The sequence below is a fragment of the Staphylococcus sp. EG-SA-18 genome, from assembly GCF_017151825.1.
Lineage (GTDB): Bacteria > Bacillota > Bacilli > Staphylococcales > Staphylococcaceae > Staphylococcus > Staphylococcus aureus.
This window is the reverse complement of record NZ_JACYVY010000001.1, coordinates 11,845-29,960: the sequence shown is the minus strand read 5'-3', so window position 1 is coordinate 29,960 and position 18,116 is coordinate 11,845. Positions and strand designations below refer to the sequence as shown.

19 protein-coding genes are annotated in these 18,116 nt (G+C 32.1%); 8 read left to right on the top strand and 11 right to left on the bottom strand.

From position 1 onward, the window contains the following. Positions 1–362: 362 nt before the first annotated feature. The 6 genes from IDG66_RS00160 to IDG66_RS00135 all read right to left on the bottom strand — a co-directional run bounded on the left by IDG66_RS00160 (position 363) and on the right by IDG66_RS00135 (position 4,757). Positions 363–1,367 (bottom strand): 5-oxoprolinase subunit C family protein, encoded by a 1,005-nt coding sequence (locus IDG66_RS00160; RefSeq protein WP_000022323.1) that lies wholly within the window; start codon positions 1,365–1,367, stop codon positions 363–365. After that, the gene (locus tag IDG66_RS00155) at positions 1,351–2,061 is read right to left on the bottom strand and encodes a 5-oxoprolinase subunit B family protein (protein WP_000708692.1); all 711 of its coding nucleotides are present in this window, start codon (positions 2,059–2,061) and stop codon (positions 1,351–1,353) included. Before IDG66_RS00155 ends, IDG66_RS00160 begins: the two co-directional genes overlap by 17 nt. Before the next feature lie 87 nt (positions 2,062–2,148). Next, a complete protein-coding gene (locus tag IDG66_RS00150) occupies positions 2,149–2,355 on the bottom strand; it encodes a hypothetical protein (RefSeq protein ID WP_001790169.1) in 207 nt (68 codons plus the stop codon). 65 nt (positions 2,356–2,420) lie between these two features. Then, positions 2,421–3,029, bottom strand: coding sequence for an aminotransferase class IV (locus IDG66_RS00145; RefSeq protein WP_001175787.1), 609 nt, complete (start codon positions 3,027–3,029; stop codon positions 2,421–2,423). Beyond that, positions 3,029–4,180: a chorismate-binding protein gene (locus IDG66_RS00140; RefSeq protein WP_001217797.1), complete on the bottom strand. Its 1,152-nt coding sequence runs from the start codon at positions 4,178–4,180 to the stop codon at positions 3,029–3,031. Before IDG66_RS00140 ends, IDG66_RS00145 begins: the two co-directional genes overlap by 1 nt. Next, the gene (locus tag IDG66_RS00135) at positions 4,164–4,757 is read right to left on the bottom strand and encodes an anthranilate synthase component II (protein ID WP_000604515.1); all 594 of its coding nucleotides are present in this window, start codon (positions 4,755–4,757) and stop codon (positions 4,164–4,166) included. Before IDG66_RS00135 ends, IDG66_RS00140 begins: the two co-directional genes overlap by 17 nt. Before the next feature lie 350 nt (positions 4,758–5,107). Here IDG66_RS00135 and queC point away from each other — a divergent pair, with 350 nt between their 5' ends. The 8 genes from queC to saeS all read left to right on the top strand — a co-directional run bounded on the left by queC (position 5,108) and on the right by saeS (position 10,849). Beyond that, a complete protein-coding gene (gene queC / locus IDG66_RS00130; RefSeq protein WP_000446724.1) occupies positions 5,108–5,776 on the top strand; it encodes a 7-cyano-7-deazaguanine synthase QueC in 669 nt (222 codons plus the stop codon). Between the two features lies 1 nt (position 5,777). Then, complete coding sequence (queD, locus tag IDG66_RS00125; RefSeq protein ID WP_000941336.1) at positions 5,778–6,197, top strand: 6-carboxytetrahydropterin synthase QueD; 420 nt, start codon at positions 5,778–5,780, stop codon at positions 6,195–6,197. Between the two features lie 3 nt (positions 6,198–6,200). Further along, the gene (gene queE / locus IDG66_RS00120) at positions 6,201–6,914 is read left to right on the top strand and encodes a 7-carboxy-7-deazaguanine synthase QueE (protein ID WP_001062972.1); all 714 of its coding nucleotides are present in this window, start codon (positions 6,201–6,203) and stop codon (positions 6,912–6,914) included. Positions 6,915–7,012: 98 nt separating this feature from the next. Continuing rightward, entirely contained in the window at positions 7,013–7,597 is a 585-nt protein-coding gene (locus IDG66_RS00115; RefSeq protein WP_000604990.1) for a hypothetical protein, read from the top strand. 279 nt (positions 7,598–7,876) lie between these two features. After that, entirely contained in the window at positions 7,877–8,317 is a 441-nt protein-coding gene (locus IDG66_RS00110; protein ID WP_001093562.1) for a DM13 domain-containing protein, read from the top strand. A gap of 342 nt (positions 8,318–8,659) precedes the next feature. After that, positions 8,660–9,133, top strand: coding sequence for a DoxX family membrane protein (locus IDG66_RS00105; RefSeq protein WP_001037807.1), 474 nt, complete (start codon positions 8,660–8,662; stop codon positions 9,131–9,133). Next, positions 9,108–9,794, top strand: a complete 687-nt coding sequence (gene saeR / locus IDG66_RS00100) for a response regulator transcription factor SaeR (protein WP_000149344.1) — start codon at positions 9,108–9,110, stop codon at positions 9,792–9,794. Before IDG66_RS00105 ends, saeR begins: the two co-directional genes overlap by 26 nt. Further along, the gene (saeS, locus tag IDG66_RS00095; protein ID WP_000244415.1) at positions 9,794–10,849 is read left to right on the top strand and encodes a two-component system sensor histidine kinase SaeS; all 1,056 of its coding nucleotides are present in this window, start codon (positions 9,794–9,796) and stop codon (positions 10,847–10,849) included. Before saeR ends, saeS begins: the two co-directional genes overlap by 1 nt. 71 nt (positions 10,850–10,920) lie before the next feature. Here the strand turns inward: saeS and csbB are convergent, their stop codons facing one another. From csbB to IDG66_RS00070, 5 genes are all read right to left on the bottom strand, one after another. Continuing rightward, entirely contained in the window at positions 10,921–11,904 is a 984-nt protein-coding gene (gene csbB, locus IDG66_RS00090; protein ID WP_000702781.1) for a lipoteichoic acid-specific glycosylation protein CsbB, read from the bottom strand. Positions 11,905–12,035: 131 nt separating this feature from the next. Next, positions 12,036–12,875, bottom strand: coding sequence for an aldo/keto reductase (locus tag IDG66_RS00085; protein ID WP_000931239.1), 840 nt, complete (start codon positions 12,873–12,875; stop codon positions 12,036–12,038). Between the two features lie 221 nt (positions 12,876–13,096). Continuing rightward, entirely contained in the window at positions 13,097–14,446 is a 1,350-nt protein-coding gene (locus tag IDG66_RS00080; RefSeq protein ID WP_000450257.1) for a hemolysin family protein, read from the bottom strand. Positions 14,447–14,666: 220 nt separating this feature from the next. Beyond that, the gene (nagA, locus tag IDG66_RS00075) at positions 14,667–15,848 is read right to left on the bottom strand and encodes an N-acetylglucosamine-6-phosphate deacetylase (protein WP_206172172.1); all 1,182 of its coding nucleotides are present in this window, start codon (positions 15,846–15,848) and stop codon (positions 14,667–14,669) included. Between the two features lie 307 nt (positions 15,849–16,155). Beyond that, a complete protein-coding gene (locus IDG66_RS00070; RefSeq protein ID WP_001266544.1) occupies positions 16,156–18,114 on the bottom strand; it encodes a PTS fructose transporter subunit IIABC in 1,959 nt (652 codons plus the stop codon). Positions 18,115–18,116: the final 2 nt, after the last annotated feature.

The following is an 18,116-nucleotide window of genomic DNA, read 5'->3' as shown; positions in this document are numbered from 1 at the left end:
AATTATAGTAATTACTTTCAGATTCAAGTTTATAATTTTCATTATTTGTAGCTTTCAACTTTGATTTAACAAGTATTTTGGGCTACAACTCATATTTGCTTGTGTAAGTTTCTTTATTTAATATTATCATTCAATTAACAAATTTAAAATTTGTAATCAAATTGTAATAATAAGCATAGCTCAATTAATAAATATAGAGTAATTTTAGTCAAAATTCAAGTAAAAACACACTTCATCTTTTCATTTTACTGTGAAACGAATTAGAATATGATACATTTCGCAGATAAAACACAGTATTATTTCATTATACATTAGGAGGAAATTATTTGCATCGGACTCGAGTATGAGCTACGTACCAAATATTATTTCATCATTTCTAATTGCATTCTATATTCTATTCCATGGAATAATTGGTTTAACCAGTTACTATACTTAACAAGGTTCTTTTCAGCCGTTAAAATATCTATAAATTGAAATTTCAAACGTGATCCTTGCGGTTTTTGTGCTAATTTCGTTAAATGATAACTTGCGATTGTACCGATTTGCGGGTAGCTACCTAGCGTATAATGATCATTTAATAAGATAATAGGTGTGCCATCACGCTTAATTTGTATCGTTCCTTTTTTGACAGTCTGATACGGTGGCATATCTTCATAAAAGGCTTTGATTTTTTCACCTTCAAGCATCATCCCCATGCGATTTGCTTTGCTCGTTACTTTATAATCATGTTTCACAAATCTTTGAATGGCATCTTCTTTAAAATCTTCCGTACCTTTATTTTTAACGACATGAAATACATCAGACATATAATTAAATGACAAGGCGTATCCATCAATACCCCAATCTGTTTGTTTCGTGTGAGCAAGGTTTTCAAATAACTTATGATGACGAGCTGTATAATCTCTCTTAAGCTTTATTTCATCGCCATCTTGTAATGTTCTACCTTTAAAACCACCAATTTTTACATTAAAGTCGGTTGAGTTAGATCCTAACCATGCATCTAATTCAAATCCGCCTCCCACAGCTAAATACACTCGCGATGTATAACTTGTTTCTCTAAACTTTAAAACATCGCCTTTATCTAACAAATACAATTTATATGGAGATATAGTCATATGCTCAGTGTAAGCTTTGACATTACCCCCTGCTAATGCAATCAGCGTAGGTTCTGTAAAACGAATCGTTGCCATTTTATTAGTCATTTCCAAAGTTGCTTCATTCTTGTCATTTGCAACTAATCGATTAGCAATTTCATGTGCTAAAGTATCAAGTGCACCACATGGAATTACACCATCATGTTCATATCCCCTTCTGCCAAAGTCCTGAAAGCTACTGAATAAGCCACTTTTTTCAATTATGATTGACATCTTTAAACGCTCCTACTTCTAATTCATTTTCATTGATAGGTCTAAATTTAATATTATCGCCTAACTTTAAGCGTGCGAAATCTGATTCTTTCGGATTAAAAAGTGATAATGGTGTATAACCAATAACTAACCAATCATTAATTGTATCCGTAGTTACAATACCGCATTTTTTCCCTTCAAGTACTACAGAACCAGCTGGAATGAATTTTTTCTGTTTACTCGTGTGATTAATATACAATTTCTTATTTAATCCAGTTAAATAAGGAAACCCAGGTGAATATCCCATCATCGAAACAAAATATTGCGCCTTAGAATGTAATTCAATAAAAGTTTCTAGCTTGATTTTGTAATGTTTTAAAAGTGATTCTAAATCCGGACCATATTTCGAACCATACACAATTGGTATTTCAATCAAATCTTGCTGGTTAAAATCATGTTTTATGTTTAAATGAATCGATTCTATTAGTGCTTTCATGTATAAAAAAGGTGATTGTATATTATGGTGTTTAATCATATCCCTTGCGTCATAGACAATCATCATGTCTGATTCTGATGGCACAATTTCTATAATAAATGGATAATTTTGTTCAATTAAATATGAGCGAAGTGTTAATAAATCTTCGGTTAAACTTTTAGATACTTCTTTTTCAATTGCGACTACAATGGCTTGGTCACCTTGACTATATATTTTCATTTGTACACCTCTTCAATATTTGGTTACTTTACTTTCATTTTTAATTATAGAATCGATTGAATAGTTCATTTTACCTACTCACTAAATTTACTGGTGATACATTAAATCCATTGCCCGCACAACAAAAGGCATGAGTTCGTGAATTAATGCGTATACAAGGATAAAGCTTATAACAGTAGTAATTGTTGCTATCAAACGAACAACATATATTCTATTTTCAGATAGCAATCGATTCACTAATCGATAATTTACGTATACAAGAATTAACAACAGCACAATATAAACAATAATCATATTTGGCCCCATTTAATTTTTAAATTTGTTTTCACATCATTTTCTACATTATTATCATAATAATTTTAAAGGCAAAGGTGGACATCGGCAACCTCTCGTAAACTATTTATCAAAAATAAACGTATCTCATTGTTATGATATTTATAAATCAATTCGTTTTTATTAAAGTCTTTTTCAACAAGTTTGTCACTATCTATTAAATAATCACGCATGCATCCTTTTAAGAAATCATCTTTATAACTTGGTGTGTACCATTTTCCATCCTCTTCAATGACAATGTTGCCAATATCAAATTCAAGGACCTTGCCGTCCTCTGAAGTTAGCAATATTAAATCTGTTTCATGATTGTGAGCTAAATGCTTTCGTTCTGTCGTTTTATTATTTATAAAAGTTGGATTAACTACTTTGGGCAACACTTGAAATTTTGCTGTAAAACTACTTTTCTCAGGTAAAGGTGACACTATCGTTTCAAATTCGCTTTCAGCATTTAATACGATTTTAAGTCTATATTGGCCACTGTGATACTTTGTTGTTACATCGTTTAATTCATTTCGCCATGCATGTTCATCAAATTTAAAGTTTAATCGCTCAGAAGAACATTTTATGCGATTAGTATGATAAGTAAGTCTAGGGATATGTCCATTTTCAATTTTCATTGTTTCAAATAATTGCATTATAACATCTCCAAAATCTTGGTTTTTGCGTAAAATTCATTCACTTCATCTTTTGGCTTAGAATCAATTGTAATACCTGCTCCGACTCCATAAATCGCTTGTCCATATTTATACTCAATAGTACGAATCGGAATATTAAAAATCATTTTATCATCTTCAGTTGGAAGTAATAGTCCAATTGCTCCGCAGTATATACCACGAGGTGAACTTTCTAATTGTTTAATATATTTCATTGTATTCAGTTTCGGTGCACCTGTAATCGAACCACAAGGAAATAACGATGTTAAGATTTGAGTTAGGTCTGTATTAGTTTTTAAAGTACCACTTACCATCGAAGTCATTTGAAATACAGTTTTATATGCCTCAATAAAAAATAGTTTATACACCTTAATTGAGCCACTCTGTGATATTCTCCCTATATCGTTTCTTAGTAAATCAACAATCATGACATTTTCTGCACGATCTTTCGAAGAAGTTTGCAATGTTTTATAATACTGTTGATCTTCAGCTTCCGTTTTACCTCTAGGCATTGTCCCTTTCATCGGTTTGCTTATGATAACGTTATCGACATTGTTAAACTGTCCTTTTTGAAAAAATAATTCTGGTGAGATAGACGCTACTTGGATTTCATCTGTTTGTAATAACGCAGTATAATTACCATTACTAAATTGAGTTAATCGTTCATATAAAGTACTAATAGGATAATAAATGTTATCCGTTAAGCGCGCCGTATAGTTCACTTGATACGTTTCGCCTTCAACAATTGCTTGTTGGACACGTTTAATATTAGTCATCATAACCTCAGAAGATTCAACAAATGAAAAATGATGCTTTGATACATAAGAAGTTTGATGTTCATATGTTGAATTTATGCTTTCCGCTTTTTCAAAACTATAAGCTACTGCATAAATATCATCTTTAGCTAATGAATGTGTACACATAACATGATTAAAATACTTTGCCGCTTCGTAACTTAAATATAACGAGACATATCTACCTTGTCGTTGCTGCGCTTGTGCAAAGTGTATCACTTCTCCCACATCAGCCAACTTAGTAGCAACATACTTCTTTATAAATCCCTTTAATTGAATATGGTATTGCTTATATTCATTTTCAGTTAAATAGTAGCGATAATTATATTCTATTCTCACAGTAATCACCTACCTTCGATAAAAATAATTCAACTTGTCGATAACCGTATTCACTCAAAATAGATTCAGGATGATATTGCACACCAAAAACCGGAAATGTAATATGCTCAAATGCCATAATAATCGCTTCATCGTTTTTGGCTGTAATCTTTAAGCAATTTGGAAAAGTCGCTCCGTCAGCAATTAATGAATGATAACGCATTACATTGAAATTTTGAGGCAGTCCTTGAAAAATACCTTCATTGGTATGGCGTAACTGTGTAGTATGTCCGTGTACAGGATGATAGCCGTGAATGATATTTCCACCAAAATAAGACACGATACATTGAAATCCTAAGCATACACCTAGTATAGGTACACGCTGATAAAATTGTTCTAACACTTCATTCAATATAGGATAATCATCCGGATTACCCGGCCCAGGTGAAATAACAATTGCTTTTGGCTTCATATTAATGACGTCTTCTATCAGCAGATTATCAATACCAACAACTTGAACTGTTAGTTTCGTTTGAGTCTTAATATAGTCTATTAAATTATATGTAAATGAATCATTATTATCTATGACTAGAATCATTGTATACTCCGTTCTAAATGTGTTTTATTTTTATAATATGTATTGGATGTAGCTAAAACTTTAAAAGCATTGTCATTATCCTGACCTTGATTTTAACTAATATATAGTATATTCTATTCATCGTACATAAATGAATATCAGAGGTTCCTAGCTGAAACCCTCTATAAAAAACTAGACATTGAAATTTCAAACATTCGTTGGTAAACCTTTAATATATATTATAGGAGCAACCCATTTCTTTCGTCTATCTTTTATGGAGATAGGCTTTTTTTATTTTATAAATTAAAAACGGGCTTATCAATGCCATTAACCTCTTTATTAATATTATTAATGATAGGAGCAATTACAAAATGGAAAGTGTATTAAATAATGAAAAAGCCATCGTTGTCTTTAGTGGTGGTCAAGACAGTACAACATGTCTCTTTTATGCAAAAAAACATTTCAAAGAAGTTGAACTCGTAACGTTTAATTATGGCCAAAGACATGATACTGAAATTGAAGTCGCAAAACAAATTGCACAAGATCAAGGAATGAAACATCACGTTTTAGATATGTCATTATTATCACAACTTACTCCAAACGCATTAACACAACATGATATGGAAATTACTAATAATGAAGATGGTATACCTAATACATTTGTTCCAGCTAGAAATTTACTTTTCTTGTCGTTTGCAGGCGCTCTAGCTTATCAAATTGGGGCTAAGCATATTATTACAGGCGTATGTGAAACAGACTTTTCAGGCTACCCAGACTGTCGCGATAGTTTTATAAAATCAATGAACGTAACATTAAGCCTAGCTATGGACAAAGATTTTGTCATTCATACTCCTTTAATGTGGTTAAACAAAGCAGAAACGTGGAAATTAAGTGATGAACTCGAAGTTTTAGATTATATTCGTACAAAAACATTAACATGCTATAACGGTATCATTGGGGATGGCTGTGGTGAATGTCCAGCTTGTCATTTACGTCAACGTGGACTAAATCAATATCTTGAAAGTAAAGGAGCGCTTTAAAATGTTACAACAAATCTATCCTAGTACAACGCATCCATATCAATTCGAATTAAATAAAGACTTTAATTTTTCGGCTGCACATCACATTCCTTGTGAAGAAGCAGGTATTTGTCAAAATGTCCATGGTCATACTTACTTTGTTAATTTAACAATTGTCGGTGATAAACTAGATGACACTGGCTTCTTAGTGAACTTTAGCCATTTGAAAAAGATGATACACGGTAAATTTGACCATCAACTGTTAAATAACTTACCTGCTTTTAAAAACAAAATCCCTTCAACTGAAATCGTAGCGGAAACAATTTATCAAATTGTTAAAGAAAATTTGGCATCGCTCGAACACCAACCAAAATGTATTCAAGTATTTGTAAGAGAAACACCAACAAGTTATGTTGTATTTAGACCAAAGGAACAGGTGTAACTAATGGCTAAAATTCCTGTACTCGAAATATTCGGTCCAACCATTCAGGGTGAAGGTCGAGTAATCGGTAGAAAAACGATGTTTGTGAGAACAGCTGGATGTGATTATCGCTGTAGCTGGTGTGATTCTGCATTTACTTGGGATGGTAGTGCTAAAGGCGATATAAAACTCATGACCGCTGAAGAAATTTATGATGAATTAAAACGAATTGGTGGCGATTTATTTAATCACGTTACAATTTCTGGTGGTAACCCAGCATTAATTAAAGGTATCCAAGAGTTAGTTGACTTATTTCAAGATAAAGGTATTTTCAGCGCACTGGAGACACAAGGCAGTAAATTCCAACCTTGGATGACACAAATTGATGATTTAACGATTAGTCCAAAACCACCAAGTTCAACTATGACACCTGATTTAAAAAAGTTAGATGAAGTGATTACACAATGCGTACCTTCCTCATTAAACTTAAAAGTAGTTGTATTCGACGATAAAGATTATGATTTTGCCAAAATGATACACCACCGTTATCCAGATATTCCCTTCTATTTACAAGTTGGTAACCCATATTTATCAGACAGCGTAGATAATCATACCGAAAAGTTGTTAGAACGCTACGAGCAGTTGGTGGATTTAGTTATGCAAAGTAATGATATGAATCACGTTTATGTGTTACCACAACTTCATACATTACTTTGGAGTAATAAAAAAGGTGTATAAAGGATAACTTATTTTACTTTTTACAAGTCATATCTAATGAATAACAATATATTAATTGATATAATAGTTGATTGAAGTATAACGAACAGGAGTCCATCATGATTTTATATATATTAATTAATATTGCTATCGTCGTACTTATAACTGGATTCAATTTATATAGGCATCAAATGCAACATTTATCATTAAGTGCAATGTTGTTATCTATTACGATAAACGCCTTTATAAATACATTCATAATTGATAAATATAACTTTATTACTCTGTGTACTATAACGATGTTTATCATTTGGACGATACTACAGTTTTACATTGATAAAAAATTAAAACCTGTATACATTACAGACCAAAAATTTATTGCTATCATATTAACGATTGTTGTCAGTTTAACGCAACGTGTTACCGACTTTTCAAGTACACAATCAATATATATGTCTATTCCATTTTTAGCCCCTGCAATTTTCATCATTGGTGGTATTATGTTGTTTATTTCAACATTTAATAGCTTAGATGAAACTGCTGAAAATAATAACAAAATAAAGAAACTAATGATTAAAGGACTTATCATTATTAACATTTCATTTATCGTTATGATGGTTTTAACACCATATTGGTACTTGTATTTAATCGTCTATCTTATTTTCTTGTTGTTTTTATTGTGGCAAAAGGTTTATAAATTTTAATACCAAAACTATAAAACACTTCTGATATTCTTAGTTCAAAATATCAGAAGTGTTTTATAGTGTTATCTAGTTCAGATAAATATTTTCTCACCTAAAAAAATGCCCTCCTCTTATTTTGACTCCTATTTATTTAAATCAGACAATTATTTTCATTTTCAAATTATTCTTTCTTCAATATTAGTTAAGCGATATTTAAACGAAGTTAAGAATTAGTTAATGGCATATTATTTGCCTTCATTTTAAACTTAACTTATCAAATTGAAGAAATGAGGAGTTAGCATGAATACAAAATATTTTTTAGCAGTTGGTGCTGTTGCCTCTGTATTAACTTTAGGCGCTTGTGGTAATTCTAATTCACAAGATCAAGGTAACAAAACTGAACAAAAAACAAAGTCAGAAGATAGCAATGTTAAAACTGATAAAACAAAACACCTAACAGGTACATTCAGTTCTAAAAACGGTGAAACTGTTGAAGGTAAAGCTGAGATTAAAAATGGTAAATTAATGCTTACTAACTACAAATCATCAAAAGGTCCAGATTTATACGTCTACCTAACAAAAAATGGCGACATTAAAAACGGTAAAGAAATCGCAATGGTTGACTACGATAAAGAAAAACAAACATTTGATCTTAAAAATGTAGATTTAAGCAAATATGATGAAGTAACAATCTATTGTAAAAAAGCTCACGTCATCTTCGGCGGCGCTAAATTAAAATAATCAATTTCTGAGTTAAACTTTTATTTACAACATACTATTACTATACATTACAAATTTTAAAAATATACATTACACTCATTACTCAATGGAAAGCGTATGATTTCACAGCCCCCCTAGCTTGTAGAAATCATACTTTCCTTTTTTCAATATATATACAACTATTAAATCCCATAAGATTGTAGAGCACATAAGTAAAATTTTTTTAGAGCTTGAGGTTTGTTTAGCTTAAGCAACCCATGAGCTCAAACACTTCCTGTTCACATAACACTACAAATCGCATTATGTTGCTTAATCTTATGTTTATATAAATTACACACAATAAATAGAAAGAATGTGAACATCATGAATAAATTATTGCTACTCGTTACATTTATCATTCGTGTGGGTTCAGGTATTGTTATGTTAATGCAAGGCTACGAAAAATTAACGGGCGGATTTACGCTGAAAGGTTTAGTACCAGTCATCGCTAACAATACTGATTCACCAGAGTGGTATAAGTGGTTTTTCGCAAATATAGTTGCACATACGACGTCATTATTTGATATTGTTGTCCCACTCGGAGAGATTGCAATTGGATTAGGTTTAATTTTTGGAGTTTTTGCATATGCTGCTAGTTTCTTTGGAGCCTTTGTTATGATAAATTATATCTTAGCAGATATGATATTTACGTATCCTCTTCAATTAACTTTCTTTATCCTTTTACTAATGAGTCACTCATTGTTAAAACAGATTTCACTTAAAGAAATCATTAATTACTTTAGAGGTCGTAAGAACAGAGGTGAAAAAATAGATGACCCACTTACTGATCGTGGATGATGAACAAGACATTGTAGACATTTGTCAAACCTATTTTGAATATGAAGGTTACAAAGTAACAACGACAACTAGCGGTAAAGAAGCAATTTCTTTACTATCAAATGATATTGATATCATGGTACTTGATATCATGATGCCAGAAGTTAATGGTTACGACATTGTCAAAGAAATGAAAAGGCAAAAATTAGATATCCCCTTTATCTATTTAACTGCCAAAACACAAGAACATGATACCATTTACGCCTTAACTTTAGGTGCAGATGACTATGTCAAAAAACCATTTAGTCCAAGGGAACTCGTTTTACGTATTAATAATTTACTTACAAGAATGAAGAAATACCATCATCAACCAGTTGAACAACTGTCGTTTGATGAATTAACACTTATTAACTTAAGTAAAGTTGTGACTGTAAATGGTCACGAAGTCCCTATGCGTATTAAGGAATTTGAGTTATTGTGGTATTTAGCTTCTAGAGAAAATGAAGTTATTTCTAAATCAGAATTACTTGAAAAAGTTTGGGGATATGACTATTACGAAGATGCTAATACCGTGAATGTCCATATACACCGTATTAGAGAAAAATTAGAAAAAGAGAGCTTTACAACATATACCATCACAACTGTATGGGGATTAGGATATAAATTTGAAAGGAGCCGATAATGGTGTTATCAATTAGAAGTCAAATCATTATTGGCGTCGTATCGAGTATACTATTAACTTCAACTATTTTAGCAATTGCATATATTTTAATGTGGTTTAACGGCCATATGACACTAACTTTGACCTTAACGACAATAATTACAAGCTGTTTAACCTTATTAATATGTAGTATTTTTATTAATCCACTTATACAAAAAATTAAGCAGTTTAATATAAAAACTAAGCAATTTGCTAACGGAAATTACGCAAGCAATGATAAAACGTTTAATTCACCAAAAGAAATTTATGAATTAAATCAATCTTTTAATAAAATGGCTTCTGAAATTACGCAACAAATGAATCAAATTAAATCCGAACAACAAGAAAAAACAGAACTGATTCAAAACTTAGCCCATGATTTAAAAACACCTTTAGCAAGCATTATTTCATATTCTGAAGGACTACGTGATGGTATAATCACAAAGGATCATGAGATTAAAGAGTCATACGACATATTAATTAAACAAGCAAACAGATTATCAACATTATTTGATGATATGACTCATATTATCACTTTAAATACAGGTAAAACATATCCCCCAGAATTAATACAACTAGACCAATTACTTGTATCAATATTGCAACCATATGAGCAACGTATCAAACATGAAAACCGCACATTAGAAGTGAATTTCTGTAGCGAAATTGATGCATTTTATCAATATCGAACGCCACTTGAGCGTATTTTAACAAACTTACTTGATAATGCGCTAAAATTTTCAAATGTTGGTAGTCGCATTGATATTAATATTAGTGAAAACAAAGATCAAGATACTATCGACATTGCTATTAGCGATGAAGGTATTGGCATTATACCAGAACTACAAGAACGTATATTCGAACGTACATTCAGAGTAGAAAACTCTCGTAATACAAAAACGGGTGGTTCTGGATTAGGCTTATATATAGCTAATGAACTCGCGCAACAAAATAACGCAAAAATCAGTGTAAGCAGTGATATAGATGTAGGAACTACGATGACTGTAACATTACACAAATTAGACATTACGTCATAATCCGATTTATTTATAAAATAAAATGCAAAGACTAAAAAGAAGCTCCCATTAATGAGGGCTTCTTTTTTTGTTTATTTAGAATAAACTTTATGGGTATCCTTCTCATCATTTTCAATACTTGAAAGATTTGTAGCTTGAATAATATATTTAGGACGTGCCTTAACTTCATAATATATCCTGCCAATATATTCACCTACAACACCAATTGAAATTAACTGTATGCCGCCTAATAATAAAATAGCTGCAATCGTTGAAAAATATCCCGGAATATTAACACCAGATATCATAATATTGATGAATAAATAGATAATATATAGCACGCTTATTGAAAAGATAAACAAGCCAAGATAAATCATCATTCTCAAAGGTTTACTATTAAAGGAAATCAATCCATCAATACCATAATTAAATAACTTTTTAAAGGACCACTTAGATTCCCCTTTTTGTCTCTCAACATTTTGATACGTAAACACTTTAGTATTATAGCCTATCCATTCAAATAACCCTTTTGAAAATCGATTATATTCTTCAAGTGATGCAATGGATTTAACAGCTCTTTGGCTTAAAAGTCTAAAATCACCAACACCATCATCAAATTGTACTTCTTCTACAAAGCAATTAACTAACTTATAATACAAATGGCTTAATGTTTTGCGACTAAAATTTTCACCACTTCTATCACGCTTTGCAATCACTTGATCATAGCCTTCCATAAAACCTTCAACCATTTTCGGAATATATTCAGGTGGATGTTGCAAATCACAATCTATCATGATGACTGCATCAAATTCAGTACTATGCTGGTAACCTGCAATCATAGCTGCTTCTTTTCCAAAATTTCTACTAAAAGAAATAAAGCTGACATGCCTATCTATTGTGGCAAGATGTTGCATTTCATCTATAGTGGTATCCGTACTACCATCATCTATGAAAAGCATATTATAATCATAGCCTTTCACACTACTATCTTGTGAAAGTATTTCAGTTAATTGTTGATGTGTTTGTGTAATGACTTCCCCTTCATTAAAACAAGGAATGACGACTCTAATTTTCATCTATGTCCATCCTTTTTATTTAAAAGATTTTGAATGTACCTGAGTATTGTTTTATCAAATAGTAAAAACCAACTCATTTATTTTAATGTACACATTAAAAGGCATTCATAAACGTAAAATTTAACATCCAGTTATTTTAAATCCCCAATTTTCACATCATCTGGATTTTTACCTTGTCTTGCATTTCTATTTAAAGCATCAATTTCAGCTACTTCTGTTAATTCTAAATTAAAATCTAAAATATCTATATTTTCTTGAATGCGTTTAGGTGTCTGAGATTTTGGAATAATAATTCTATTGTGTGCTAAATGCCAACGTAATACAACTTGTGCTGGTGTTTTATGATATTTTTCAGCAATTTTAACAATGACAGGGTTGTCTAGTAGTCCTCTATTTCTCATCAAAGGCATCCATGCAGTCACTTTAATATCGTGACGATCACAAAATTCTTGTAATTCTTGTTGGTTAAAATATGGATGTACCTCAATTTGATTCACCATTGGTTTGATACTTGATTGAGCCATTAATTTTTCTAGATGATGAACATTAAAATTACATACACCTATTGCTTTTACCTTACCTTGCTCGTAAAGTTCTTCCATAGCTTTATATGTTTCTAAAAATAGACCATCTGCTTCACAAGGCCAATGTATTAGAAATAAATCAAGATAATCAGTTTGTAAATTTTCAATCGATTTGTTGAAATATTCGAATGTTTTCTCATAACCTTGATAGTCATTCCATAACTTCGTTGTTATAAACAAATCTTCTCTATCGACGCCATTATCCTTTAATGCTCGTCCTAGTGAAGCCTCATTATCATAAAAGTATGCTGTATCAAACGCTCTATAGCCTGCGTCAATTGCAGCATTTACAACTTTAGTCATATCTTCGTCAGAGATTTTATAAACACCTAATCCAACTGAAGGCATCGGGTATCCATTATTTAATATTTGTATCTCATTCAACATCTTTATATCTCTCCAATCTATGTATCTTTTATATCTTTACATTACCCTAAATTTTTCAATAAACTCAATTAATACGAATTATCGCTTTCAATAAAAAATATTCATTAAATCATTAAAGATATTGAGTTCCAATACTATTTTCACTTTTCATTAATTTTAGTCAAAAAAATAACCAACCAAAAATGAATTAAATCATTCTTAGTTGGTTTATATATTAATATCTATTCTGATTTTTCATCTTCATCAGACTGTCCGATAGTAGGTCTCGCTTCATTAAATTCATAGTTTAATATCACCCAAATAATTTGGTGGTTATCGATTTCTGAAACAACCCAGCGATCATAAGTTGTATCCACGTAATCATCTTTTTGTAAATTGGTATTACGAGATTGTAACCATCCACCTATCGTATCAATATCCTCAGAGTCATCAAATTCTATACCGAACTCTTCAGTTAAATCATCCAATAGTACTCTGCCATTTACTTGGAATGTCTTATTATCAATTTTAACGATATCATTCACTTCATCATCATCAAATTCATCACGAATTTCTCCAACGATTTCTTCTAAAATATCTTCCATCGTTAAAATACCTGCCGTTCCACCATATTCATCTATAATAAGACTCATATGTACATGTTCACGTTGCATTCTAATTAATGCATCACTGATACGTGTTGTCTCTGAAATCATTGGCAACTCATGTATATAGTTTGCTATTTTAATCGTTTTTCCAGAAGCGTATTCAGTTAAAAATTCTTTGACGTTAATAAATCCTTTAATGTGGTCTTTATCACCATCATCAGTAATTGGATAACGCGTAAATTGATGTTCTTTTATTGTTTCTAGTAATTCGTCTACATTAAAAGGTTCATTTAGTGTAATCATTTGAGTTCTAGGTACCATTATATCTTTTGCATGTCTTTCATCGAATGAAAAGATATTTTGCATATATGCCAATTCAGTTTGGTTGATTTCTCCACCATTATAACTATTGTTAATAATAATTTTGATTTCTTCTTCTGACATTGCATCAGTTTGGGCATCAGGATTTACACCAAACATTCTAATAATAACACGTGCAGAACCATTCATCAGCCAAATCAATGGTTTCATAATGTTACCGAAATAGAACAATGGTCTTGCATATACTAAAGCAAGCTTTTCAGTATGTTGAATCGCTATAGATTTAGGCGCTAATTCACCAAGTACTACATGCAAATACGTAACGATTATAAATGACACTGCAAACGAAATCGTCGTCGTTAATGCAGTTGGTAAATTGATTGCTTCAAATATTGGGTGTAATAGCTTTTCAAACGTTGGTTCACCAAGCCAACCTAACCCTAAAGATGTTACTGTTATACCTAACTGACAAGCAGAAAGATAATAATCTAGATTAGCAATCATCTTTTTTACTATTTTAGCAGGTTTATTTCCTTCATCTGCTAGCTGTTCAATTCTTGTTGCTCTAATTTTTACTAATGCAAATTCTGAACCAACAAATACAGTGGTTAATGCAATTAATAGAATAAATATAATCAAACTAATTATGGTCGAAGTTTCCAATTAATTCCCTATTTCTAGGGATTCACCTCCATGTTATATGTGTCACTCATGGGTAACACGCATTCAAATTTATCACTATGACTTAAATTACAACTACATGTTATCGCCTTCCCATTTAGACACCCCCAGAAAAAAATGTTATTGCTTCTATTTTATCATAATATAAAGTGCTTATGTTAACAGATTAAATCTATTGCATACATTTAATTATGATTATTTATTAGCTAAATGTGTGAACCTTACCTTGTTTTATTGTAGATTTTACATTCATATCATCATCTAGAATAACAAGATCTGCATCCTTATTTACTTTAATACTACCTTTTCTATCATCGATACCTAATGCAATGGCTTGATTTAAACTTGTTACTCGCCATAAATGATCTAATGTATCACCTGTAAATGATATTAAGTTACGTAACCCATGATTCATTTTTAAAATACTACCAGCAAGCGCACCATTTGCAAGACGTGCTTGTTGCGATTGAACAGTTACTTTTTGTCCACCCAAATCATATTCTCCTTCAGGCATACCTTTTGCACGCATTGCATCGGTAATTAAATAAAAACGTTCATTACCTTTCATACGGTAAGCAATAGCAACCGATGCCGGATGAGAATGTGTGCCATCAACAATCATTTCGGTATGTAGAGCATCATTCAACCATGCTGCTCCAAAAACACCTGGTTCTCTATGCTGGAATGGCGTCGCTGCATTATATAAATGCGTGACATGTTTAGCTCCTCGCTCAACAGCTTCGACTGCTTCTTCGTATGTTGCCACTGTATGACCAATTGAAAAAATAATGTCATCTTTATACGTTTCAAGCGCTTCTTTTGCACCTTCAACTTCAGGTGCAAACGTCATAATCTTTATTAATCTGTTAGCAGTCTCTTGAAAATGTTTAATTTTATCGATAAATGGGCGTACAACGTATTGCGGATGTTGAGCACCAACTTTATTTTCAGATATAAATGGTCCTTCTAAATGTATACCTACAATTTCCGCTGCATTGTGAACATCTTGCTCCGCTTCATATTTAGCAATATTTGTAAGTGCTTTATCTATTTTATCAGTAGATTGCGTCATTGTAGTGGCCAAGTATGATGTCGTCCCTTCAGATAACAAATTTTCGGATAGATATTTTAAGCCATCGTATGACCCATCCATTGCATCTTGACCATAACCACCATGAATATGTATATCAATAAAACCTGGTAATACATGATGACCTTTAGCATCAATCACTTGAGTTTTATTTGTCGTATCATTATCAATTGCTGCTTTATCATCCCCTTCTCCAATTGCAACAATCTGTCCATCTTTCACATGAATGTAACCATTATCGATTTTGCCATCTTCAGTATAAACTTTGCCGTTATATATAATTAATTCTGACACGTATAAACCCTTCTTTATTTATAAATTTTCACTTTAAGACACTCATATTTTACTATATCTGCTTCGTTTGGCATAACTTTTTGCAAAATATTAAAAAAGTCTATACATTTGTGGTGTCTATTTCTTCATTCATTTATCTAAAAATAAAAACACCTTCATATCAATTCATAAAAACTGAATTAATAGAAAGTGTTTTTACAGCTTTGTATAAGCTACCGTTAACACGATGTATAAAACTAACATATATTCATTGAACTTACAACTTAATATGAAGCTCTTTGCTAACAATCATTTTACATCATTAAAACTACTCGTCCATTGATTTTGAAGCTTCGATTTCTGTTTCAGTTAACTTGGGTTTGATTAAACCGTAAATTAATGCTGAAACTAATGTACCAACTAGAAGTGCAATAAGAGTTTGAAGTAAGTGTGCACCATCCGTACCAACAATTACAATAATACCACCATGTGGCGCAGTAATTCGTGAACCTAAGCCTAAAGCAATTGCGCCACCTATACCTGAACCAATCATCATTGAAGGAATAACACGTAATGGATCGGCAGCTGCAAATGGAATCGCACCTTCTGTAATAAAGGACATACCCATCACATAGTTAGGGATAATTGAACCACGTTGTTCTTTTGTAAATTTACGTCTGAAAATTAACATCGCTGTCGCAATTGCTAACGGTGGAATCATACCACCAATCATTGCAGCTGTAATTGGTGCTGCATTACCTTCAATCAACGCACCTGTTGCAAAAACATATGCCGCTTTGTTGAATGGACCGCCCATATCAATTGCCATCATAGCGCCAATAACTAAACCTAATAATACAATATTAGAACCTGATAAATTGTTTAATCCATCTAATAACAAATGATTTAACCAAGATGCTGGTGGATTAAAGACATAAATCATCAATAAGCCTGTAGCTGTCACTGTCAATAGTGGGTAAATTAATGTTGGTTTTAATCCCTCTAATGCTTGTGGTAACTTACGTGTCATCGCTTTAACACCTTGTGTTAAGTAACCTGCTAAGAAACCTGCAATAATACCACCAATAAATCCTGAACCACCTGAAATTGCTAACATACCACCTACAAGACCAGCTGCAAAACCAGGTTTATCCGCAATACTACGTGCAATGAATCCAGATAAAATTGGAATGATTAACGCGAATGCACTTTTACTACCAATGTTCCATAGCTGCTCTGCAAACGCATTGTACTCTGAGCTTTTTGGTTTAAATGAGTCTACTCCAAATAAAAATACGATTGCCATTAAAATACCACCAGATATTACAAGTGGCAACATGTTAGAAACACCGTTCATTAAGTGTTTATAGAATGCTTTACCTGGGCTTAATTTTTCTTGACTGTCATTTGAGTTACCTTTTCTTTGACCATCACGGGCAACAAAAGGTTTACGACTTGTATCTAATGCTTTATTAATTAATTCTTCTGGGCGTTTAATACCATCTGCTACTGGTACTTCTACGACATTTTTACCATCGAAGCGATCCGTCTCAACATGAACATCAGCAGCAACAATGATACCTGTTGCATTTTCAATATCTTGTTCAGTTAAATGGTTTTTAATGCCGCTTGAACCATTCGTTTCTACTTTAATTTTAATACCCATCTTATCCGCTTGTTTTTTCAATGCGTCACGTGCCATGTACGTATGTGCAATACCTGTTGGACAAGCAGTTACTGCTAACACATATGGCTCATTAGATTGTTTAGATGATTGTTCTGCAGTTGCAACTTGTTGTGCTTCAGCTTCTGCCTCTTCTTCTTTTGTCACTTCATCATCAGCCTCATCTATGATCGCTAGTACTTCTTCAGGTGATGAAGCATGTAATAATTTCTCACGTACATTTTCATCCATTAAAATACCAGACAACTTAGCTAAAGCATCTAGATGTGTTTGGGCGCCACCTTCTGGCGCTGCAATCATAAAGAATAAGTGTGCTGGTTGCATATCCAAACTTTGATAATCTACGCCTGCTTTAGATTTACCAAACGCAATAGCTGGTGACTTAACTGCGGCCACTTTGGCATGTGGAATGGCAATACCTTCGCCGATACCAGTTGTACTTTGTGATTCTCGATTGTGAATCGCTTCCTTAAATGACGCGACATCACTTAATTTACCTGCTTTGTCTAATTGATTTACTAACTCATCAATAACACCATTTTTGTCATTTGCCATTAAATCCATTGCTATTGTATCTTTTGTTAATAACTCTGTTACTCTCATTA